The 19,812-nt window shown below is 55.2% G+C and carries 22 protein-coding genes and 2 pseudogenes; 14 read left to right on the forward strand and 10 right to left on the reverse strand.

Features of this window, described 5'->3' with window-relative positions:
* Positions 1-87: pseudogene (locus tag BV390_RS31895) on the forward strand (phosphate acyltransferase); the annotation flags it as partial.
* Positions 88-193: 106 nt separating this feature from the next.
* A pseudogene (locus BV390_RS31900) lies at positions 194-280 on the forward strand (phosphate acyltransferase); the annotation flags it as partial.
* A 77-nt stretch (positions 281-357) separates the two neighbouring features.
* On the opposite strand, the gene hemF reads toward BV390_RS31900, so the two are convergent.
* The gene (gene hemF / locus BV390_RS05845; protein WP_032695533.1) at positions 358-1,257 is read right to left on the reverse strand and encodes an oxygen-dependent coproporphyrinogen oxidase; all 900 of its coding nucleotides are present in this window, start codon (positions 1,255-1,257) and stop codon (positions 358-360) included.
* Positions 1,254-2,129: an N-acetylmuramoyl-L-alanine amidase AmiA gene (gene amiA, locus BV390_RS05850; protein ID WP_015583734.1), complete on the reverse strand. Its 876-nt coding sequence runs from the start codon at positions 2,127-2,129 to the stop codon at positions 1,254-1,256. Before amiA ends, hemF begins: the two co-directional genes overlap by 4 nt.
* A 210-nt stretch (positions 2,130-2,339) precedes the next feature.
* Between amiA and BV390_RS05855 the strand changes: the two genes are divergently transcribed.
* From BV390_RS05855 to cysM, 9 genes are all read left to right on the forward strand, one after another.
* A complete protein-coding gene (locus BV390_RS05855; RefSeq protein ID WP_004866116.1) occupies positions 2,340-2,765 on the forward strand; it encodes a GNAT family acetyltransferase in 426 nt (141 codons plus the stop codon).
* Positions 2,752-3,201 (forward strand): DUF2919 domain-containing protein, encoded by a 450-nt coding sequence (locus BV390_RS05860; protein ID WP_004866113.1) that lies wholly within the window; start codon positions 2,752-2,754, stop codon positions 3,199-3,201. Before BV390_RS05855 ends, BV390_RS05860 begins: the two co-directional genes overlap by 14 nt.
* 61 nt (positions 3,202-3,262) lie before the next feature.
* Positions 3,263-3,838, forward strand: coding sequence for an RpoE-regulated lipoprotein (locus BV390_RS05865; protein WP_004866110.1), 576 nt, complete (start codon positions 3,263-3,265; stop codon positions 3,836-3,838).
* Between the two features lie 94 nt (positions 3,839-3,932).
* On the forward strand, positions 3,933-4,832 hold the full coding sequence (locus tag BV390_RS05870; RefSeq protein WP_032686541.1) for a Dyp-type peroxidase: 900 nt from the start codon (positions 3,933-3,935) through the stop codon (positions 4,830-4,832).
* Positions 4,833-5,111: 279 nt separating this feature from the next.
* Positions 5,112-6,134, forward strand: coding sequence for a sulfate ABC transporter substrate-binding protein (locus BV390_RS05880; protein WP_085396701.1), 1,023 nt, complete (start codon positions 5,112-5,114; stop codon positions 6,132-6,134).
* Entirely contained in the window at positions 6,134-6,967 is an 834-nt protein-coding gene (cysT, locus tag BV390_RS05885) for a sulfate/thiosulfate ABC transporter permease CysT (RefSeq protein ID WP_004866101.1), read from the forward strand. The genes BV390_RS05880 and cysT overlap by 1 nt, the downstream gene beginning before the upstream one ends.
* Complete coding sequence (gene cysW / locus BV390_RS05890; RefSeq protein WP_032686543.1) at positions 6,967-7,842, forward strand: sulfate/thiosulfate ABC transporter permease CysW; 876 nt, start codon at positions 6,967-6,969, stop codon at positions 7,840-7,842. Before cysT ends, cysW begins: the two co-directional genes overlap by 1 nt.
* Positions 7,832-8,926, forward strand: a complete 1,095-nt coding sequence (gene cysA, locus BV390_RS05895; RefSeq protein ID WP_004866097.1) for a sulfate/thiosulfate ABC transporter ATP-binding protein CysA — start codon at positions 7,832-7,834, stop codon at positions 8,924-8,926. Before cysW ends, cysA begins: the two co-directional genes overlap by 11 nt.
* Before the next feature lie 119 nt (positions 8,927-9,045).
* Positions 9,046-9,957, forward strand: a complete 912-nt coding sequence (gene cysM / locus BV390_RS05900; RefSeq protein ID WP_032695529.1) for a cysteine synthase CysM — start codon at positions 9,046-9,048, stop codon at positions 9,955-9,957.
* Here the strand turns inward: cysM and BV390_RS05905 are convergent.
* Genes BV390_RS05905 through ptsJ form a run of 3 tightly spaced genes read right to left on the reverse strand, consistent with a single transcriptional unit; the run spans position 9,954 to position 12,397 of the window.
* Entirely contained in the window at positions 9,954-10,355 is a 402-nt protein-coding gene (locus tag BV390_RS05905) for a YybH family protein (RefSeq protein WP_047663365.1), read from the reverse strand. The two genes, cysM and BV390_RS05905, sit on opposite strands and share 4 nt — an antisense overlap.
* A 15-nt stretch (positions 10,356-10,370) precedes the next feature.
* Positions 10,371-11,087, reverse strand: coding sequence for a type 1 glutamine amidotransferase (locus BV390_RS05910; protein ID WP_032695527.1), 717 nt, complete (start codon positions 11,085-11,087; stop codon positions 10,371-10,373).
* A gap of 14 nt (positions 11,088-11,101) precedes the next feature.
* The gene (ptsJ, locus tag BV390_RS05915; protein ID WP_046851981.1) at positions 11,102-12,397 is read right to left on the reverse strand and encodes a MocR-like B6 salvage transcription factor PtsJ; all 1,296 of its coding nucleotides are present in this window, start codon (positions 12,395-12,397) and stop codon (positions 11,102-11,104) included.
* 82 nt (positions 12,398-12,479) lie between these two features.
* Between ptsJ and pdxK the strand changes: the two genes are divergently transcribed.
* Together pdxK and BV390_RS05925 are read left to right on the forward strand one after the other, a co-directional pair.
* Complete coding sequence (gene pdxK, locus BV390_RS05920; protein WP_032686547.1) at positions 12,480-13,346, forward strand: pyridoxine/pyridoxal/pyridoxamine kinase; 867 nt, start codon at positions 12,480-12,482, stop codon at positions 13,344-13,346.
* The gene (locus BV390_RS05925; protein WP_032686548.1) at positions 13,343-13,582 is read left to right on the forward strand and encodes a hypothetical protein; all 240 of its coding nucleotides are present in this window, start codon (positions 13,343-13,345) and stop codon (positions 13,580-13,582) included. Before pdxK ends, BV390_RS05925 begins: the two co-directional genes overlap by 4 nt.
* Before the next feature lie 43 nt (positions 13,583-13,625).
* Here the strand turns inward: BV390_RS05925 and crr are convergent, their stop codons facing one another.
* The 5 genes from crr to cysZ all read right to left on the reverse strand — a co-directional run bounded on the left by crr (position 13,626) and on the right by cysZ (position 18,519).
* Positions 13,626-14,135, reverse strand: a complete 510-nt coding sequence (gene crr, locus BV390_RS05930) for a PTS glucose transporter subunit IIA (protein WP_003861316.1) — start codon at positions 14,133-14,135, stop codon at positions 13,626-13,628.
* A gap of 42 nt (positions 14,136-14,177) precedes the next feature.
* Positions 14,178-15,905 carry a phosphoenolpyruvate-protein phosphotransferase PtsI gene (ptsI, locus tag BV390_RS05935; protein ID WP_004866073.1) on the reverse strand — a complete coding sequence of 576 codons (1,728 nt, stop codon included), beginning with the start codon at positions 15,903-15,905 and terminating at the stop codon, positions 14,178-14,180.
* 44 nt (positions 15,906-15,949) lie between these two features.
* Positions 15,950-16,207, reverse strand: coding sequence for a phosphocarrier protein Hpr (gene ptsH, locus BV390_RS05940; protein ID WP_000487600.1), 258 nt, complete (start codon positions 16,205-16,207; stop codon positions 15,950-15,952).
* A 379-nt stretch (positions 16,208-16,586) separates the two neighbouring features.
* On the reverse strand, positions 16,587-17,558 hold the full coding sequence (gene cysK / locus BV390_RS05950) for a cysteine synthase A (RefSeq protein ID WP_004865450.1): 972 nt from the start codon (positions 17,556-17,558) through the stop codon (positions 16,587-16,589).
* A gap of 199 nt (positions 17,559-17,757) precedes the next feature.
* Entirely contained in the window at positions 17,758-18,519 is a 762-nt protein-coding gene (cysZ, locus tag BV390_RS05955; RefSeq protein ID WP_085396702.1) for a sulfate transporter CysZ, read from the reverse strand.
* Between the two features lie 230 nt (positions 18,520-18,749).
* On the opposite strand from cysZ, the gene zipA reads away from it, so the two are divergent.
* Positions 18,750-19,778, forward strand: coding sequence for a cell division protein ZipA (gene zipA, locus BV390_RS05960; RefSeq protein ID WP_085396703.1), 1,029 nt, complete (start codon positions 18,750-18,752; stop codon positions 19,776-19,778).
* Positions 19,779-19,812 lie beyond the last annotated feature (34 nt).

The following is a 19,812-nucleotide window of genomic DNA, read 5'->3' on the forward strand; positions in this document are numbered from 1 at the left end:
CATATTCTGACGCCGATCGCTTCCGTGCGCCGCATTGTCAATATGGTTGCGCTGGCGGTGGTCGAGGCACAGACTCAGCCGCTGTAAGGGATTTGTCGGGTGGCGCTGCGCTAACCCGACCTACGGAATAACGTAGGCCGGGCAAGCGAAGGCGCCGCCCGGCATTAAATCCATGCGTGGAACTGAACAGACTCACTTTCTGACGCCGATCGCTTCCGTGCGCCGCATTGTCAATATGGTTGCGCTGGCGGTGGTCGAGGCACAGACTCAGCCGCTGTAGGGGATTTGTCGAGTGGCGCTGCGCTAACCCGACCTACGGAATAACGTAGGCCGGGCCAGCGAAGGCGCCGCCCGGCATTAAATCCATTCGCGAACCTGAATAAACTCACTCAGGGCAGCCTCAGGGCTGCCTTCTTCCGGCCGGTAGTCATACTCCCAGCGCACCAGCGGCGGCATCGACATCAGAATCGACTCCGTGCGCCCTCCGGTCTGCAGGCCAAACAGCGTCCCGCGATCCCACACCAGATTGAACTCCACGTAGCGGCCGCGACGATAGAGCTGAAAATTCCGCTCGCGCTCGCCATATGGCATGGCTTTGCGCTGCTCAACTATCGGCAGATAGGCATCCGTATAGCCGTTGCCCACCGCCTGCATAAAGGCGAAGGCGTGGTCAAAATCCGGGGTATTCAAATCGTCAAAGAACAGGCCGCCAATTCCGCGCTGCTCGTGACGATGCTTCAGATAGAAGTAGTCATCGCACCATTTTTTATAGCGCGGATAAACCTCTTCGCCGAAGGGTTGACACAGATCGTGAGCCGTGCGATGCCAGTGAACCGCATCCTCCTCAAAGCCGTAGAAGGGCGTCAGGTCAAACCCGCCGCCGAACCACCACACCGGCTCTGCGCCGGGCTTTTCAGCAATGAAAAAACGCACGTTGGCATGGCTGGTCGGCACATAGGGATTCCACGGATGCACCACCAGAGAAACCCCCATCGCCTCAAAGCTGCGACCAGCCAGTTCCGGGCGATGCGCCGTTGCCGAAGCCGGCATGGCGTCGCCGTGAACGTGGGAGAAGTTTACGCCCGCCTGCTCAAACACGCCGCCATCGCGCAGAACCCGGCTGCGACCACCGCCGCCGCCTTCGCGCTGCCAGCTGTCTTCGACAAACTCACCGCCGTCAATGGCGCTCAGTTTCTGGCAAATGGTCTCCTGGAGCTGGAGGAGATAGCGTTTTACCTGGTGCGCATCGGGCTTCATTTACGTCTCTTCGAGTGGGCCTTCTGGTTATCGAACCAGTGGAAGTAGCTGATGATACCGGACGCGATCGCGCTGGCGATTTTTTGCCGGAACGCGGTGGTGCCTAACAGTTTTTCTTCGCCCGGGTTGGTGATAAATGAGGTTTCAACCAGTACGGACGGGATTGATGGCGACTTCAATACCACGAAGGCGGCCTGTTCCGTGTTACGGCTATGCAGCTTATGCACCGGCTTAATATTTTTCAGAATATGCGAACCCAGCGTCAGGCTGTTTTTAATGGTATCGGTCTGCACCAGGTCAAACAGCACCTGCTGTAAAAGGTGGTCCTTGGCCGTGGCTTTTTTACCGGCGACCTCATCGGCGCGGTTTTCGCGATCGGAGAGGTATTTCGCCATCGCGCTACTCGCGCCGCGGTTGGAGAGGGCAAATACCGAAGCGCCGGCTGCGCTGGGATTGGTAAAGCCGTCGGCGTGAATCGACATAAACAGATCGGCGCCGTGCTGGTGGGCAATTTCCACGCGGTCGTACAGCGGGATAAAGGTATCGCCAGAACGCGTCAGGCGCGCGTCAATACCGTTATTGCGCAGGATGCTGCGTACGTTTTTGGCAATCGCCAGTACGACATGCTTCTCTTTAGAACCGTTGTGACCGATGGCGCCGGTATCAATACCGCCATGGCCCGGGTCGAGCATAACGATGCGCTTTGCGCCCGCCTTTTTCGCCGCGGGTTTACTGTGGCCGTTGGACGTCGTCAGCGGCTGTTCTTTTGCGATGACCTGCGATGAAACCCCGGAAAGGGTCATGGCAGCCAGTCCTGCTTTCAGCACCTGGCGGCGCGAAGCAAGTATTTTTAATGGTTTAAAAGTGCTCATTCGGCCTGAATTGCAAACAAGTGGTACCTGGTGTTATATCGTATCGCGTTTTCCGTTACGACCATTCAAAACAAGAATTGTTTTACTTTTCATTTCAATACATGACAGTGCGTATTATGTCATTTTTTCCACTTCATTTCGCCTGATATTGGCTATCCGCTGAAATCGCGCCATAATCGCTGTTTTTAAGCCTGAAAAATGGGGAATACCATGGAGATACGCGTTTTTCGCCAGCAAGATTTTGAAGAAGTGATTACGCTGTGGGAGCGCTGCGAGCTTCTGCGCCCGTGGAATGACCCGGAAATGGACATTGAGCGTAAAGTTAACCACGATGTCAGCCTGTTTCTGGTCGCGGAAGTGAATGGCGAGGTGGTTGGCACGGTGATGGGCGGCTATGACGGTCATCGCGGTTCCGCCTACTACCTTGGCGTGCATCCGGAATATCGCGGCCGCGGTATCGCCAATGCGCTGCTGAACCGGCTGGAAAAAAAGCTGATTGCTCGCGGCTGCCCGAAAATTAACATTATGGTTCGCGATGATAATGAGGTGGTGCAGGGGATGTATGAACGGCTTGGTTACGAATATGCCGATATCCTGAGTCTGGGTAAACGTTTGATTGAAGATGAAGAATACTGAGTTTATCCCCTCTGATTTTGATGCTCATGGCCGGCTCAGGCTACCGTTTTTGTTCTGGTGCGTACTGCTGCTGCAGGCGCGGACCTGGGTGCTGTTCATTATGGCGGGGGCCTCCCGCCAGCAGGGCGATGTGTTACTGAACCTGTTCTATCCCGATCACGACAATTTCTGGCTAGGGTTACTGCCGGGCATCCCGGCAGTACTGGCGTTTATCGTAAGCGGGCAGCGGCAGCGCTTTCCCCGTCTCTGGCCGCTAATGCGCTGGCTGCTGGTGCTGTCCCAGACGCTGCTGCTGCTCTGGCAACCGCTGTTATGGCTGAGCGGTGAGTCACCTTCGATGCTGACTATCGGCCTGCTGATCGCCGATCTCTATGCCTTCTGGTGGCTGTTAGCCAGCCGTCGACTCAAAGCCTGTTTTCAGGAAGATCGGGTTTAACGGCACTTTTTGCCGATCCTGCACTCCAACAGGCGTCAAATAAACAAGAAAGGACCGAGTCATGAAATCGCTACGTTTACTTCTCTGCGCTTTACCGCTGGCATTAACCGGCTGCTCCACCATGAGTGCGGTTAACTGGTCAGCGGCCTACCCATGGAACTGGTTTGGTTCCTCAATGGAAGTGACCGAGCAGGGCGTGGGTAAACTGACGGCCACAACGCCGCTGAATGAACAGGCCATCAGCGATGCGCTTGGCGGAAGCTATCGCCTGCGCAGCGGCATGAAAGCCGCCAACGGTAATATCGTGCGCTACTTTGAGGCGCTGAAAGATGACAAAGTCGCGATGACCATTAACGGCGACGGCGGCACCATCAACCGTATTGAAGTGCGGGATAGCGAGATCAAAACGGACCGCGGCGTTCAGGTCGGCACGCCATTTAGCGAGCTGTATAGCAAAGCCTTTGGTCATTGTCAGAAAGGGGCAAACGATAATGGCGCCGTGGTGGAGTGCCAGGCGGACGGCAGTCAGCATATCAGCTACGCCTTTACCGGCCACTGGAATGGTCCGGAAGAGCTGATGCCTTCCGACGACACGCTGAAAAACTGGAAGGTCAGCAAAATTATCTGGCGCGGCTAATTTGATCTGAAGGGACACGGCACAGGGAAAAAACGGGTACAATAGCGCGATAAAAGTGCCACAGTTTTGTGGTTGTATCATTTCAGGAGGAGCGATGTCTCAGGTTCAGAGCGGCATTTTGCCGGAACATTGCCGTGCGGCGATTTGGATTGAAGCCAATGTCAAAGGGGACGTCAACGCCCTGCGCGAAGCCAGCAAAGTCTTTATTGATAAATTAGCGACCTTTCAAACGCAGTTTCCGGACGCCCAGCTGGGTGCGGTGGTGGCTTTTGGCAATAACGTCTGGCGCCAGCTGAGCGGCGGTGTTGGTGCCGAAGAGCTTAAAGATTTCCCGGTATACGGCAAGGGCCTGGCGCCGTCTACCCAGTATGATGTCCTGATTCATATCCTCTCTGCGCGTCATGAGGTGAACTTCTCCGTGGCTCAGGCCGCCATGGCGGCCTTCGGCGATGCGATTGAGGTGAAAGAAGAGGTGCACGGTTTCCGCTGGATTGAAGAGCGCGACCTGAGCGGTTTCGTCGACGGTACGGAAAACCCGGCCGGTCTTGAGACCCGCCGTGAAGTGGCGATCATTAAAGATGGCGTGGATGCCGGCGGCAGCTATGTGTTCGTTCAGCGCTGGGAGCATAATCTCAAGCAGTTGAATCGCATGAGCGTTGCGGACCAGGAGATGATGATTGGCCGGACCAAAGAAGCCAATGAAGAGATTGACGGCGACGATCGCCCGGCAACCTCGCATCTGAGTCGCGTCGACTTAAAAGAAGATGGTAAAGGGCTGAAGATTGTTCGTCAGAGCCTGCCTTACGGCACCGCCAGCGGCACTCACGGCCTCTATTTCTGTGCGTACTGCGCGCGTATCCATAACATTGAACAGCAGCTGCTGAGCATGTTTGGCGATACCGACGGCAAGCGTGATGCCATGCTGCGCTTTACTAAACCTGTGACCGGCGGCTACTACTTTGCGCCATCCCTGGATCGTCTCCAGGCGCTGTAATCCCGGGTTGACCCTGCCCCTCTTCCCTTCGGAAGAGGGCAGATAACCTTCTCCCTGTCTGGCGACCTCATTCGGCTTAACTCCTTGTTCTACCTTATCTTCTCTCCCACCCCATAGAGGGAGAAGCACGCCGAAAATCCGCCTTCGTACGGGTTTGTAAACGGCTTATTCTCTTTTCGACTTCCAAATCGCCAAACGGTATATAAAACCGTTACTCCTTTCATACTCGTTATAAATATTATGGCTATAAGAAAGTCATCAAACTGATAAGGGTGCGCAATGGCGGTTAAATCACTGAACAAAGGATATCTGGCACTGGCTGCTTCGATGCTGCTGGTTGCGCAGGCGCAGGCGCAGGCGACTGAGCTGCTGAACAGCTCTTATGATGTCTCCCGCGAGCTGTTTGCCGCCCTTAATCCGCCGTTTGAACAGCAGTGGGCGAAAGATAATGCCGGCGATAAGCTGACGATCAAACAATCTCATGCCGGTTCGTCGAAACAGGCGCTGGCCATATTGCAGGGCTTAAAAGCCGATGTAGTGACCTATAACCAGGTGACGGATGTACAGATCCTGCATGACAAAGGCAATCTGATCCCCGCCGACTGGCAAAGCCGTCTGCCAAACAACAGCTCGCCGTTCTACTCCACCATGGCGTTCCTGGTGCGTAAGGGGAACCCGAAGAATATTCATGAATGGAGCGATCTGGTGCGCCCGGACGTGAAGCTGATTTTCCCGAATCCGAAAACGTCCGGCAACGCGCGCTATACCTATCTGGCTGCATGGGGAGCCGCAGATAAAGCTGACGGTGGCGATAAAGCGAAAACCGAGCAGTTTATGACCCAGTTCCTGAAAAACGTCGAAGTGTTTGATACCGGCGGCCGCGGCGCAACCACCACCTTCGTTGAACGTGGACTTGGCGACGTCCTGATTACCTTTGAATCGGAAGTGAACAATATTCGCAAACAGTACGAGGACCAGGGCTTCGAAGTGGTGGTGCCGAAGGTCAATATTCTGGCGGAGTTCCCGGTTGCCTGGGTGGACAAAAACGTCAAGGCCAACGGAACCGAGAAGGCGGCGAAGGCTTATCTGAACTGGCTCTATAGCCCGCAGGCGCAGACGATCATCACCGACTATTACTATCGCGTGAACAACCCGCAGGTGATGGAGACGTTAAAGGATAAATTCCCGCAGACCGAACTGTTCCGCGTCGAAGACCAGTTTGGCTCCTGGCCGCAGGTAATGAAAACCCACTTTGTCAGCGGCGGTGAGCTGGACAAACTGCTGGCGGCGGGGCGTAAGTAATGTTTGCTGCTGCATCTAAGCGCGTGCTGCCGGGCTTTACCCTGAGCCTCGGCACCAGCCTGCTGTTTGTCTGCTTGATTTTACTGCTCCCCCTGAGTGCGCTGGTGATGCAGCTGGCGCAGATGACCTGGGGGCAGTACTGGGAAGTGGTGACCAACCCGCAGGTGGTGGCGGCCTACAAAGTCACGCTGCTGTCGGCGTTTGTCGCCTCAATTTTTAATGGCGTATTTGGCCTGCTGATGGCCTGGATTCTGACGCGCTATCGCTTTCCGGGCCGTACGCTGCTCGATGCGCTGATGGACCTGCCGTTTGCTCTGCCGACGGCAGTCGCCGGCCTGACCCTCGCTTCACTGTTTTCGGTCAACGGCTTTTACGGCGAGTGGCTGGCGAAGTTTGATATTAAGGTGACCTATACCTGGCTCGGTATCGCGGTCGCCATGGCGTTTACCAGTATTCCTTTCGTGGTCCGTACGGTTCAACCGGTACTTGAAGAGCTGGGGCCGGAATATGAAGAAGCGGCGGAAACGCTGGGCGCCACGCGCCTGCAGAGCTTCCGTAAAGTGGTGCTGCCTGAGCTCTCTCCGGCGCTGCTGGCCGGGATTGCGCTGTCATTTACGCGTAGCCTTGGCGAGTTTGGCGCGGTGATTTTCATCGCCGGCAACATCGCATGGAAAACCGAAGTCACCTCCCTGATGATTTTCGTGCGCCTGCAGGAGTTTGATTACCCGGCGGCGAGCGCGATTGCGTCGGTGATCCTGGCGGCTTCGCTGCTGCTGCTGTTTTCCATCAACACCCTGCAAAGTCGCTTTGGTCGACGTGTGGTAGGTCACTAATGGCGGAAGTTACTCAATTGAAGCGTTACGATGCGCCCCGTATCAACTGGGGTAAATGGTTTCTGATCGGCACCGGAATATTGGTTTCCGCTTTCATTCTGATCGTGCCGATGGTCTATATCTTCGTCCAGGCCTTCAGCAAAGGCCTGATGCCGGTCCTGCACAACCTGGCTAATCCGGACATGCTGCACGCAATCTGGCTGACGGTGATGATTGCGCTGATTACCGTACCGGTAAACCTGGTCTTTGGCACGCTGCTGGCGTGGCTGGTGACGCGTTTTAACTTCCCTGGCCGCCAGCTGCTGCTGACGCTGCTGGATATTCCTTTTGCCGTTTCGCCGGTGGTGGCGGGGCTGGTCTATCTGCTGTTCTACGGTTCCAACGGTCCGCTCGGTGGCTGGCTGGACGCGCATAACCTGCAAATCATGTTTGCCTGGCCGGGCATGGTGTTGGCCACCATCTTTGTCACCTGCCCATTTGTGGTGCGTGAGCTGGTTCCGGTGATGATCAGTCAGGGCAGTAATGAAGATGAAGCGGCGATTCTGCTCGGCGCGTCCGGCTGGCAGATGTTCCGCCGGGTGACTCTGCCGAATATCCGTTGGGCGCTGTTATACGGCGTGGTGCTGACCAACGCTCGTGCTATCGGGGAGTTTGGCGCCGTTTCGGTAGTTTCGGGCTCGATTCGCGGTGAAACCCTGTCGCTGCCGCTGCAGATTGAATTGCTGGAGCAGGATTACAATACCGTCGGTTCCTTTACCGCCGCAGCTCTGCTGACGTTAATGGCTATTTTGACTTTGTTTTTAAAGAGTATGTTGCAATGGCGTCTGGCCAATCAGGAAAAACGCGCGCAACTGGAGGGGAATCATGAGCATTGAGATTGTCAATATTAAGAAATCTTTTGGACGCACTCAGGTGCTGAATGATATCTCTCTGGATATCCCTTCCGGACAGATGGTCGCGCTGCTGGGGCCGTCAGGCTCCGGGAAAACCACGCTGCTGCGTATTATTGCTGGTCTGGAGAATCAATCCAGCGGTCATATTCGTTTCCATGGTACCGACGTGAGCCGCGTTCACGCCCGTGACCGTAAAGTGGGCTTCGTCTTCCAGCACTATGCGCTGTTCCGCCATATGACGGTATTTGAGAATATCGCCTTCGGGCTGACGGTGTTGCCGCGTCGTGAACGTCCGAACGCCGCCGGGATCAAAGCGAAAGTTACCCGGCTGCTGGAAATGGTGCAGCTGGCTCATCTTGCCGATCGCTACCCGGCGCAGCTGTCCGGCGGGCAAAAGCAGCGCGTGGCGTTAGCGCGAGCGTTAGCCGTGGAGCCGCAAATTCTGCTGCTCGATGAGCCCTTCGGTGCGCTGGACGCTCAGGTGCGCAAAGAGCTGCGCCGCTGGCTGCGTCAGTTGCATGAAGAGCTGAAGTTTACCAGCGTGTTCGTGACCCACGATCAGGAAGAGGCGATGGAAGTGGCCGACCGCGTGGTGGTCATGAGCCAGGGCAATATCGAACAGGCCGATGCACCGGAACAGGTCTGGCGTGAACCGTCCACCCGCTTTGTACTGGAGTTTATGGGCGAGGTTAACCGCCTGAAAGGGATTGTTCGCGGTGGCCAGTTCCATGTCGGTGCTCATCGTTGGCCGTTGGGGTATACCCCGGCTTATCAAGGGCCGGTGGATCTGTTCCTCCGCCCCTGGGAAGTGGATATCAGTCGCCGTACCAGCCTCGATTCACCCTTGCCGGTCCAGGTACTGGAAGCCAGTCCGAAAGGGCACTACACCCAATTAGTTGTTCAGCCATTAGGGTGGTATGACGAACCGCTGACCGTCGTGCTGTCGGGCGATGACGCGCCGTATCGCGGTGAACGGCTGTTTGTCGGCTTACAGAATGCGCGACTCTATAACGGCAATCAGCGGATAGAGCCGCGTGAGGATATTGCTCTGGCGGAGTCAGCCTGATAGTTTATTGAATATGTTTATCGCCCGGTGACGCTACGCTTACCGGGCCTACAGTTATCACTGCGTCTTGTAGGCCGGGTAAGCGAAGCGCCACCCGGCTTTTTTATTGAGTAAAAATCGTGAATACACTTGAACACACCATCGGTAATACCCCTCTGGTCAAGCTTCAGCGCATGGGACCGGACAACGGCAGTGAAATCTGGGTCAAACTGGAAGGCAATAACCCGGCGGGTTCAGTAAAGGACCGCGCCGCGCTTTCAATGATCGTTGAAGCTGAAAAACGCGGTGAAATAAAGCCCGGTGATGTCCTGATTGAAGCCACCAGCGGGAATACCGGGATCGCTCTGGCGATGATTGCCGCGCTGAAAGGCTATCAGATGAAGCTCCTGATGCCGGACAACATGAGCCAGGAGCGCCGCGCTGCGATGCTGGCCTACGGTGCCGAGCTGATTCTGGTAACCAAAGAGCAGGGGATGGAAGGCGCGCGCGATCTGGCGGCAGAAATGGCGCAGCGTGGCGAAGGGAAACTGCTGGATCAGTTCAACAATCCGGATAACCCCTATGCGCATTACACCACCACCGGGCCGGAAATCTGGCAGCAGACCGCCGGGCGAATCAGCCATTTTGTCTCCAGTATGGGCACTACCGGCACCATTACCGGCGTATCCCGCTTTCTGCGTGAACAGGATAAGCCGGTGAGCATCGTGGGGCTTCAGCCGGAAGAGGGCAGCAGCATTCCGGGGATTCGGCGCTGGCCGGCAGAGTATATGCCGGGAATTTTTAATGCTTCTCTGGTCGATGCGGTGCTGGATATTCACCAGCAGGATGCGGAAAACACCATGCGTATGCTGGCGGTACGGGAAGGTATTTTTTGCGGCGTCAGCTCAGGCGGCGCGGTGGCCGGCGCATTACGTGTCGCGCGGGAAAACCCCGGCGCGGTAGTGGTGGCGATCGTCTGCGATCGCGGCGATCGCTACCTGTCCACCGGGGTTTTTGGCGAAGAGCACTTCAGCCAGGGGGCGGGTATTTAACTGGCAGGTGAGTCCAGCAGATCGGTACCGTAGGAGTTATCTACGGTACATAGCCAGCGCTGTTCCTGCCAGCGAAAAACATAGGTGGCGCGGCGTGTAACCTGGGTGGTTCCCCCCTGCGGAGTCGGGACATCCAGCCGGGTTTCCATAATCACCAGCGCAGTGTCACCGCCTTCCAGTATCTCCATTTTGCCTTGCGTCACCACCAGCCGGTGCTGAAAATAGTCGGCAATGGCGAGAAAGGCTTTGCGGATGTTCTCCTTGCCTTTCACGATCCGTCCCGGCTGCACCACCAGCAGGGCATCCTCTGCGTAGTAGTCCATTAACGTATCGTAGTCTTCCTGCGATATCGCGCGGTCGCACGCTTCAATGACGGCTTTTAGCTGCGGGTTTACCATACATACTCCCCGGGTTTAGTGCGGATAATGGGTCACCAGATTATCGAGAAATGTCCACAGTTTCTGGTTCATCTCGCGATAATCCCAGCTGCGCATCTCCTGTACGGAACGGATAAAACGCCGGCCTCTTGCCGCCTCAAGCTCCTCCTGCGAATGGGTGATTAGTCGTTCAATGACCTCTGCGTCAAATTCCATATGGCACTGGAAACCATATACCCGGTCGCCATATTTCACAATTTGTCGCGGGCAACCTTCGCTTGCGGCCAGAACCGTCGCCGTCGGCGTCATGCCGGGCATATCGTTATGCCAGTGCCCCACGACCAGAGCAGGGCCAAAATGAGCGATATTCGGGTCGCGTAAACCCTCTACGGTGAGGGTGACAGGGTAGTGGCCGATCTCTTTTTCCGGGCTTTGCATGACCGGGGCGCCCAGCGCTTCGCCAATCAGTTGCGATCCAAGACAGATGCCGATGACCATCCGCCCGGCGGCGATGGCCTGGGCAATAAGATGTTGCTCAGCATGCGTATCAAAATAAGCACACTCCGCCAGCGTCGTACGAGGCGACTGCGGGCCGCCGAGTACCACCAACATATCGAAGGCATCGGCGTTTGCCGGCAGCGGGTCACCGGCATATACCCGTGACCAGCCGGTGGTGTAGCCCCGCTCCTGGGCCCAGTGGAGGTAGGCTCCCGGTGCTTCAAAGTGTTCGTGGACGATAAAATAAATGTGCATAGACGTCACTCCCGTCAGGGTTGTAGAACGAGGTGTAAATCGTCAGCCAGGCGCTCAATCTCATCATCGCTTAACGTCCCCGGCGATAGCCGAAGGCCGTGCGATGGCGTGCGAATACCGAACGCTTCGCCTTCGCGGACTAACCAGCCGGCGCGGGCTAAGCGCAGGGCTATTGGCTGGCTCGGCTGCGTTAGCGGCAGCCAGAAATTCAGGCCATCTCCCGGAGGAAAGGGGGGGAAACCACGGTGGGTCAGGGCCGCGGCCAGTTTTTCATTCTGCCGACGATAATGGCGCCGACTCTCCGCCAGCGAGGCAGTAAAGACGCTATCATTCAGGCAGGCAAAGGCAAAGCCCTGCAGCAGATGGCTGACCCACTGGCTGCCGGCGTTGAGCCGCAGACGTAGCGCAGCTGAGGTGGTGCTATCGCTGGCGACAAACGCCAGACGCAGGTCCGGCCCGAGCGTTTTTGACAGGGAGCGTACCAGCGCCCAGCGCTGCGTGGTGGCGGGCAGGGGGGAATGCCAGGGCGTTGCCGATAACAATGCGAAGTGGTCATCAATAATCACCAGCACCTGCGGGTAGCGAGTCAGTATCTCGCGAATAGCCGCTGCTCTGGCTTCACTGAAGCTACAGCCGGTCGGGTTGTGCGCGCGTGGGGTCAGAATGACGGCTCGCGCGCCGCTGCGTAAGGCCAGTTCCAGTTCGTCAGGCAATATCCCCTCACCGTCAACGGCCACCGGACAGGCATTAAATCCGGCGTAGCGCAGCATATTGATACTGCTGAGAAAGCAGGGGTCTTCAACCACCACGCCATCACCGGGCAGAAGCAGGGCGCAAAGCAGCCGCTCCAGCGCATCGATGGCGCCACTGGTCAGGTTAATCTCAGCCTGGATTCCCAGGTCCTGGTGCATCCAGCGCTGCGCCCAGGCCGCCAGCTTAGGTTCCACGGCAGCATCGCCGTACAGGTGCGGGGTCAGCGAGAGCTGATTCAGATAGCGAGCGAGATCCGGCAGGCGGCGGGGATCCGGGTTACCACCGGAGATATCCCTGAGTGGCGACGAGGGATCTCCGCCTTCCTGCGGCAGGGGAGCGTTCGCGGATTTAATGGCGGTACCGTTGCGCCCTTGACTGACGGCCAGCCCGGAGGTGACCAGCCGTTTATAGACCGCTGCAACGGTGTTGCGGTTAACCGTCAGCTCAGCAGCCAGCTCACGAACCGGAGGCAGCGTCTCTCCGGGTTTTAATACACCGCTTTGTATCAGATGGCGGATGTTATCAAAAATTTCACTGGCGGTTTTTCCAACGATCATTATTGACCTATGACAAAATGAATTTTAGCATAGGACGAATGATAATCAGAGTATGACCCGCTGTCCAGCGGGGGGAGAAGGGATGGGCCAACAAGACGAAATACAATCAGTGCTCTTCAACGATAAGAGCCGGGCGCTGCAGGTCGACATCGTCGCCGTGCAATCGCAAGTCGTGTACGGTAGCGTCGGTAACAGTATCGCGGTGCCGGCCATTAAACAGCATGGACTGCGGGTGATGGCCGTGCCGACCGTGCTTTTCAGTAATACGCCACACTACGATACGTTCTATGGCGGAGTGATTCCGGAAGCGTGGTTTGTGGGTTACCTGCAGGCGCTGGAGGAGCGTGACGCGCTGCGTGAACTGCGGGCGGTGACCACGGGTTATATGGGCAGCGCGGTACAGATAGAACGTCTGGCGCAGTGGTTACGCCGGATCCGCAAATCTCACCCTCAGCTCTGTATTCTTGTTGACCCGGTCATTGGCGATGTCGACAGCGGGATCTACGTAAAGGCGGAGATTCCGGATGCCTATCGTACTCATCTGCTGCCGCTGGCGCAGGGGATAACGCCAAACCTGTTCGAACTGGAAACGCTGAGCGGCATGCCCTGCCGCCATCAGCAGGAGGCCATCGCTGCCGCGCGTAGTCTGTTATCCGACTCGCTGAAGTGGGTGGTGATTACCAGCGCTCCGGGAATGGACAGCGCGACGATTAACGTTCTGGTGGTGACGGCTGATTCGGTTGAGGTGGTGGTCCATCCGCGGGTTGAAACGGACCTGAAAGGTACCGGCGACCTGTTTTGCGCCGAGCTGATCAGCGGCCTGATGTCGGGGCTGGCGCTGGGAGCGGCGACACATGCTGCGGCGCAGCGCGTGCTGGCAGTGATGACCTGGACCGATCGACAGGGCTGCGATGAGCTGATCCTGCCGCCCCCGGAGGTAAGCGCATGAAGAGCTATCGTTTAGTTGTACGTCAGCAAGGGCGCATTGTTGGTTATTTTGATACCGCCGGTAATGATGCCCTGGAAGATGTCTGCGTGGCCCGGTCGCTGTTTGGCGTCACCGGTGGATACCAGTGCGATCTGTTGGTTTCAGATAGCGAACGGCGGATTCTGGAAAGTGGACCAGAGGGAATGAAGGTCCTCTCCCGGGAGAAATGCTTTCGGCCGGTAAAATCCATCCTGTAAAAAAAATGGCGCCAATAGGGCGCCATTTTTTCTGCGGCAAGAATTACTTCTTGATGCGAATGACCGGGGTTTCACCCACGGTAACGCTACCGGACAGTTTGATCAGCTCTTTGATCTCGTCCATGTTGGAGATAACAACCGGAGTCAGGGTCGACTTGGCTTTCTCTTCCAGCAGCGGCAGATCGAATTCGATGACCGGGTCACCCACTTTCACACGCTGACCTTCTTCGGCAATGCGTTTGAAGCCTTCGCCTTTCAGTTCAACGGTATCAATACCGAAGTGAACAAACAGCTCGATGCCGCTATCCGATTCAATAGAGAATGCATGGTTGGTTTCAAAGATTTTACCGATGGTACCGTCTACCGGCGCAACCATTTTGTTGCCGGTAGGTTTGATGGCAATGCCATCACCCACAATTTTTTCCGCAAAAACCACATCCGGCACGTCTTCGATGTTGACGATCTCGCCAGAGAGCGGAGCAACAATCTCAATAGTTCCGGAGTCTTTTTTGTCATCAGAAACCAGAGATTTCAATTTATCGAACAAACCCATGATCTTCTCCTAAGCAGTAATTTGGGCCGCGCATCTCGTGGATTAGCAGATTGTTTTTTCTTCAATGAACTTGTTAACCAGCGTCATTAACTCGTCCGTTGTCGGTTGAGCAAGAGCCTGCTCTGCTAATACTTTCGCATCTTCGAAGTTCGTGTTACGAATAATCTTCTTGATACGCGGGATGGAAATGGCGCTCATAGAGAATTCGTCCAGCCCCATACCCAGCAACAGAAGTGTAGCACGTTCATCGCCCGCAAGCTCACCACACATGCCAGTCCATTTGCCTTCGGCATGAGAAGCATCAATTACTTGCTTAATCAGCGTCAGTACAGATGGCGACATGGGCTGGTAAAGATGTGAAATCATATCATTACCACGGTCAACTGCCAGAGTATATTGCGTTAAATCATTGGTTCCGATACTAAAGAAATCGACTTCTTTCGCTAAATGACGGGCAATCGTTGCCGCGGCCGGTGTTTCAACCATTACGCCGACTTCGATTTTTTCGTCAAATGCTTTACCTTCGTCACGCAGTTCCTGCTTGTAGATCTCAATCTCTTTCTTCAGCGCACGCACTTCTTCAACAGAGATGATCATCGGGAACATGATGCGAAGCTTACCGAACGCGGAGGCGCGCAGGATGGCACGTACCTGGTCACGCAGGATCTCTTTACGATCCATCGCGATACGTACGGCACGCCAGCCCAGGAACGGGTTCTCTTCTTTCGGGAAGTTCATGTACGGCAGTTCTTTATCGCCGCCAATGTCCATGGTACGAACGATAACGGCCTGAGAACCGCACGCTTCGGCAACCGCTTTATAGGCAGCAAACTGCTCTTCTTCAGTCGGCAGCGCATCGCGGTCCATGAACAGGAATTCTGTACGGTACAGACCTACGCCTTCTGCGCCGTTGCGCTCAGCGCCATCGACATCACGTACGGTACCGATGTTGGCGCAGACTTCAACCTGATGTCCGTCCAGCGTAATCGCCGGCAGATCTTTCAGCTTAGCCAGTTCTGCTTTCTCTTCAGCGACCTGAATCTGCAGTTTACGCAGCTCTTCGATTTGTTCGTTGGTCGGGTTAACCAGAACCTGGTTATTCACCGCATCAAGGACCAGATAATCGCCGTTTTTCACCTGGGTGGTGACGCTACCGGTGCCCACGATGGCTGGCAGTTCAAGGGAACGCGCCATGATAGAGGTGTGGGAGGTACGGCCACCGGCGTCGGTAATGAAGCCCAGCACCTTGTTCAGGTTCAGCTGTGCGGTTTCCGACGGAGTCAGATCGGCGGCAACCAGAATCACTTCTTCCTGAATCGCGCTCAGATCGATGATAGCCAGGCCGAGGATGTTGCGCAGCAGGCGCTTACCAATGTCACGTACGTCAGCCGCACGTTCTTTCAGGTATTCATCATCCAGCTCTTCCAGGGCAGTGGCCTGACCTTCGATAATCTCATTTGCTGCCGCATCGGCAGTCATCTGCTTATCTTTAATCAGGGCTATGATTTCCTGCTCAAGCTCCTCATCTTCCAGCAGCATGATGTGCCCTTCGAAGATGGCTTCTTTTTCTTCACCGAAAGTTTCACCAGCTTTGGTTTTGATGACCTCCAGCTGGGCGGAGGCCTTGGCGCGGCCGCTCAGGAAACGTTCGACTTCCTGATCAACCTTATCGGCAGAAATTTTCTTCCGGTCGATGACAATTTCGTCTTCTTTCAGCAGGAGAGCCTTACCGAAAGCGATACCCGGGGATGCTAAAATGCCTGAAATCATAACCCTACCTTACTTGTGACTGATATTAAAAAGAACCCGTGAACTTATTCGAGTTCAGCCATCAGTTTTACCAGATGCTCAACTGCTTTCTGCTCATCTTCGCCTTCAGCGGAGATAGTCACGACGGTACCCTGAGTCAGACCCAGAGTCTGCAGTTTGAACAGGCTTTTGGCGCTGGCGCTTTTGCCGTTGGAGGTTACAGTGATCTCAGAAGTGAAGCCTTTTGCTTCTTTAACAAACTGAGCAGCAGGGCGGGTGTGCAGACCGTTCGGAGCGGTAATGGTAACTTCTTGCTGGAACATTATATTTCCCCAACTTATAGGTTTAGTGTTGTGGACCTAAAGTCTAGCCTAACGGCAAGGCTTTAGCCTGTATTGTTAGCGCCGGCATTACGTGTCTGGCTAAGGTGTCAGCAGCGTGTTCGCTGTGAAGACCATCTGGCCGTGGACGTCTGGCACGTCATTAAACATTATGCAGCGAAAGGAAGACTTGAACCAAATCATAAAATCGATTCAGCTTACGGAAATCCGATTATGAATAATTTCGCGCATCAAAATAAATGTGTTGGTTAAATACCAGACCCTACGCGGTGAATCAATGCCAGGAGGGGTAAAACTTTGACGTATGCCACAAAAAAGCACCTGAAAAGGTGCTTTTTTACACGATGCTAACGAGCTGGCATCACTGTTGCAGTTCTTTCTCGGTGAAGAGATCGGCAAACAGCGCGGTGCTTAAATAACGCTCACCTGAAGACGGTAGGATAACTACAATATTCTTATTGGTAAAGGCCTCATCTTCCTGGAGCTTAAGTGCGGCAGCGACGGCCGCGCCGGATGAGATACCGGCCAGAATACCTTCTTCATCCATCAGGCGACGTGCGGTGGAAATGGCTTCTTCGTTAGTGATAGCAACCACTTTATCAACCAGCTTCAGATCAAGGTTGCCAGGAATAAAGCCGGCACCGATGCCCTGAATTTTATGTGGACCTGGCTTCAGCTCAACGCCTGCCAGCGCCTGAGCGATAACCGGGGAGTCGGTCGGTTCAACCGCCACGGTGATCAGATCTTTTTTGCCTTTAGTGCCTTTAATGTAGCGGCTCACGCCGGTCAGCGTACCGCCGGTGCCGACGCCGGAGATAAAGACATCCACCTGGCCATCCGTATCTTCCCAGATTTCCGGACCGGTGGTCTTTTCATGAATTTCCGGGTTTGCCGGGTTGCTGAATTGCTGCAGCAGCAGATATTTTTCCGGGTTGCTGGCGACAATCTCTTCTGCTTTCTGAATCGCGCCTTTCATGCCCTTAGCGCCTTCGGTCAGCACCAGATTCGCGCCCAGAGCTTTCAGCAACTTACGACGTTCAATACTCATGGTTTCCGGCATGGTCAGCGTCAGCTTATACCCGCGCGCTGCCGCAACATAGGCGAGAGCGATACCGGTGTTGCCGCTGGTCGGTTCAACCAGTTCAACACCTGCTTTCAGTACACCGCGTTTTTCGGCATCCCAAATCATATTGGCACCAATTCGGCATTTTACGCTAAAGCTCGGGTTGCGTGATTCAACCTTTGCCAGGATGCGCCCGTTACCGATTCGGTTCAGTCGTACTAACGGCGTGTGGCCGATAGTCAGGGAGTTGTCTTCAAAAATCTTACTCATGGCCCGTCCTTAACTGTATGAAATTTGGGAGTACGGCTTCAGCATACCCGCTTAAAGAATATGCGGAAGTAAGGATTTAGCATATCTATATTCGGAAGGGAAATAATGGTAAGCCAGAAGGAATAAGGAGCGGTATATAGCCGCTGTGCTTCAGGCCATGCTTTTGCTGGCCTGAAGCACTGAGCATAAGGAGAGGGCGCTATTTCCACATGGCGTGTTTATCGCGATAGCAATCGACCCACATGGCCGTTGCGCCGCAAATGGCGACCGGCAGAATGACCAGGTTCAGTACCGGGATCATGGTAAATAAGCTGGTCAGAGCGCCAAACTGCATATTGGTGACTTTACGGGTCCGCAGCGCCTCGCGCATGGTTTTAAACGACACCTTGTGGTTGTCGAAGGGGTAGTCGCAGTACTGAATGGCCAGCATCCACGCGCTAAACAGGAACCACAGTACCGGCGCCAGAGTCTGGCCAATCCCGGGAATAAAATAGAGTATCAGCAGGACGATCGCACGCGGCAGGTACCAGGCGAACTTCTGCCACTCACGCTTCATAATGCGCGGCACGTCTTTCATGATGCCAAAAATACCCACGTCCGGCGGCGTGGCGCCGGTGAGACGAGCTTCGAGCTGCTCAGCGAGCAGGCCGCTAAACGGTGCGGCAATCCAGTTGGCGATGGTGGAGAAGAAGTACCCGAACACGAGCAGGATAGAGATGACCACGATGGGCCACAGCAGATAGTTCAGCCATTGTAGCCACTGCGGAACATGGCTCATTAAGGATGGGATCCAGCTATCCAGGCGGGTGAACAGCCACCAGAAGGCGCCGCCCATCAGAATGATGTTGACTAACAGAGGCAGAAAGACGTAACGACGAATCCCCGGCAGCCCGATCAGTTTCCAGCCCTGCGAAAAATAGTAGACGCCGCTACGCGGGGTAGATGCGGATGTTGAAACCATGGTCAGGCGATGCTCCTCTTTTGACATCCTAACTGAATGCCCGCTTATTTTATCGGGTTGTCAGACAATAACCAGTTAGGAAATGTTCGAAAAAACAGCAAAAAGCACGATTTAGTTCATCTTTATGTAGTGAAAGCGGTAGACACACTTGCACTCGACGTAATCGGCAAATACTCTTAGTGAGTAAATGTTTGCCGTGGTGGCAAGGTGTTAGAACAACAGAGAATATAATGATGCAGGATTTGCGTCTGATATTAATCATTGTTGGCGCGATCGCCATACTCGCTTTACTGGTACACGGTTTCTGGACCAGCCGTAAAGAACGTTCCTCGATGTTTCGCGATCGCCCACTGAAACGTATGAAGTCTCGCGATGACGAAGAGTCTGAGAACGATGACTTTGATGACGATGTTGAAGGCGTAGGTGAAGTTCGCGTTCACCGGGTTAACCACGCCCCAAATGGCGTGCATGGGGAGCAAGAAGCACCTCGTCAGGCGCCGCCGCAACACCAATACCAGCCTCCTTACGAGCGTCAGGTGCAGCAGCCTGTGCGTCCGGAAGAGCCGGTACGGCAGCAGCCCGCTCAGCATCAGGCACCGCAGCCTCATGTGCCGTCGCCTCAGGGGCAACAGCCACCGCAACCTGTCGCGCCGCAGCAGCCTGTGCCGCCGCAATATCAGCCTCAGCAGTCGCCTCAGCAGCCGGTCGTTCAGAGTGCGCCGCAACAGCCTGCTCAGGTACCGCAGCCAGCGCCGCAGCCTGTCGCCGCGCAGCCTCAGCCGGTAGCTGAACCGCAGGTCTCCGAGCCTCAGCAGCCAGCGCCGCAGCCAAAAGAACGCAAAGAAACGGTTATCGTCATGAACGTTTCTGCGCACCAGGGCACGCAGATTAACGGCGAAGTGCTGATTAACAGCATCCAGCAGGCGGGCTTTAAATTTGGCGATATGAATATCTTTCATCGCCATCTCAGCCCGGACGGCAGCGGCCAGGTTCTGTTCAGCCTGGCAAATATGGTTAAACCGGGCACCTTCAATCCCGATGGTATGGCCGACATGACCACGCCTGGCGTAACGATCTTTATGCAGGTGCCGTCGTTTGGTGATGAGCTACAAAACTTTAAACTGATGCTGCAATCCGCACAGTATATTGCCGATGAAGTCGGTGGTGTGGTGCTGGACGATCAGCGTCGGATGATGACCCCGCAAAAACTGCGCGAATATCAGGATCGTATTCGTGAAGTTAAAGAGGCCAACGCCTGATTTATTCCCCGGCGTTTCGTCTACCAATCCAGAA

This window comes from Klebsiella sp. YJ (assembly GCF_002108615.1).
In the GTDB taxonomy this organism is placed as follows: Bacteria; Pseudomonadota; Gammaproteobacteria; order Enterobacterales; family Enterobacteriaceae; genus Klebsiella; species Klebsiella planticola.

Excerpts from the sequence above, each read along its gene's own strand:
- hemF (WP_032695533.1), bottom strand. The coding sequence starts at position 1,257 with ATGAAGCCCGATGCGCACCAGGTAAAACGCTATCTCCTCCAGCTCCAG.
- amiA (WP_015583734.1), bottom strand. The coding sequence starts at position 2,129 with ATGAGCACTTTTAAACCATTAAAAATACTTGCTTCGCGCCGCCAGGTG.
- BV390_RS05855 (WP_004866116.1), top strand. The coding sequence starts at position 2,340 with ATGGAGATACGCGTTTTTCGCCAGCAAGATTTTGAAGAAGTGATTACG.
- BV390_RS05860 (WP_004866113.1), top strand. The coding sequence starts at position 2,752 with ATGAAGAATACTGAGTTTATCCCCTCTGATTTTGATGCTCATGGCCGG.
- BV390_RS05865 (WP_004866110.1), top strand. The coding sequence starts at position 3,263 with ATGAAATCGCTACGTTTACTTCTCTGCGCTTTACCGCTGGCATTAACC.
- BV390_RS05870 (WP_032686541.1), top strand. The coding sequence starts at position 3,933 with ATGTCTCAGGTTCAGAGCGGCATTTTGCCGGAACATTGCCGTGCGGCG.
- BV390_RS05880 (WP_085396701.1), top strand. The coding sequence starts at position 5,112 with ATGGCGGTTAAATCACTGAACAAAGGATATCTGGCACTGGCTGCTTCG.
- cysT (WP_004866101.1), top strand. The coding sequence starts at position 6,134 with ATGTTTGCTGCTGCATCTAAGCGCGTGCTGCCGGGCTTTACCCTGAGC.
- cysW (WP_032686543.1), top strand. The coding sequence starts at position 6,967 with ATGGCGGAAGTTACTCAATTGAAGCGTTACGATGCGCCCCGTATCAAC.
- cysA (WP_004866097.1), top strand. The coding sequence starts at position 7,832 with ATGAGCATTGAGATTGTCAATATTAAGAAATCTTTTGGACGCACTCAG.
- BV390_RS05905 (WP_047663365.1), bottom strand. The coding sequence starts at position 10,355 with ATGGTAAACCCGCAGCTAAAAGCCGTCATTGAAGCGTGCGACCGCGCG.
- BV390_RS05910 (WP_032695527.1), bottom strand. The coding sequence starts at position 11,087 with ATGCACATTTATTTTATCGTCCACGAACACTTTGAAGCACCGGGAGCC.
- ptsJ (WP_046851981.1), bottom strand. The coding sequence starts at position 12,397 with ATGATCGTTGGAAAAACCGCCAGTGAAATTTTTGATAACATCCGCCAT.
- pdxK (WP_032686547.1), top strand. The coding sequence starts at position 12,480 with ATGGGCCAACAAGACGAAATACAATCAGTGCTCTTCAACGATAAGAGC.
- BV390_RS05925 (WP_032686548.1), top strand. The coding sequence starts at position 13,343 with ATGAAGAGCTATCGTTTAGTTGTACGTCAGCAAGGGCGCATTGTTGGT.
- crr (WP_003861316.1), bottom strand. The coding sequence starts at position 14,135 with ATGGGTTTGTTCGATAAATTGAAATCTCTGGTTTCTGATGACAAAAAA.
- ptsI (WP_004866073.1), bottom strand. The coding sequence starts at position 15,905 with ATGATTTCAGGCATTTTAGCATCCCCGGGTATCGCTTTCGGTAAGGCT.
- ptsH (WP_000487600.1), bottom strand. The coding sequence starts at position 16,207 with ATGTTCCAGCAAGAAGTTACCATTACCGCTCCGAACGGTCTGCACACC.
- cysK (WP_004865450.1), bottom strand. The coding sequence starts at position 17,558 with ATGAGTAAGATTTTTGAAGACAACTCCCTGACTATCGGCCACACGCCG.
- cysZ (WP_085396702.1), bottom strand. The coding sequence starts at position 18,519 with ATGGTTTCAACATCCGCATCTACCCCGCGTAGCGGCGTCTACTATTTT.
- zipA (WP_085396703.1), top strand. The coding sequence starts at position 18,750 with ATGATGCAGGATTTGCGTCTGATATTAATCATTGTTGGCGCGATCGCC.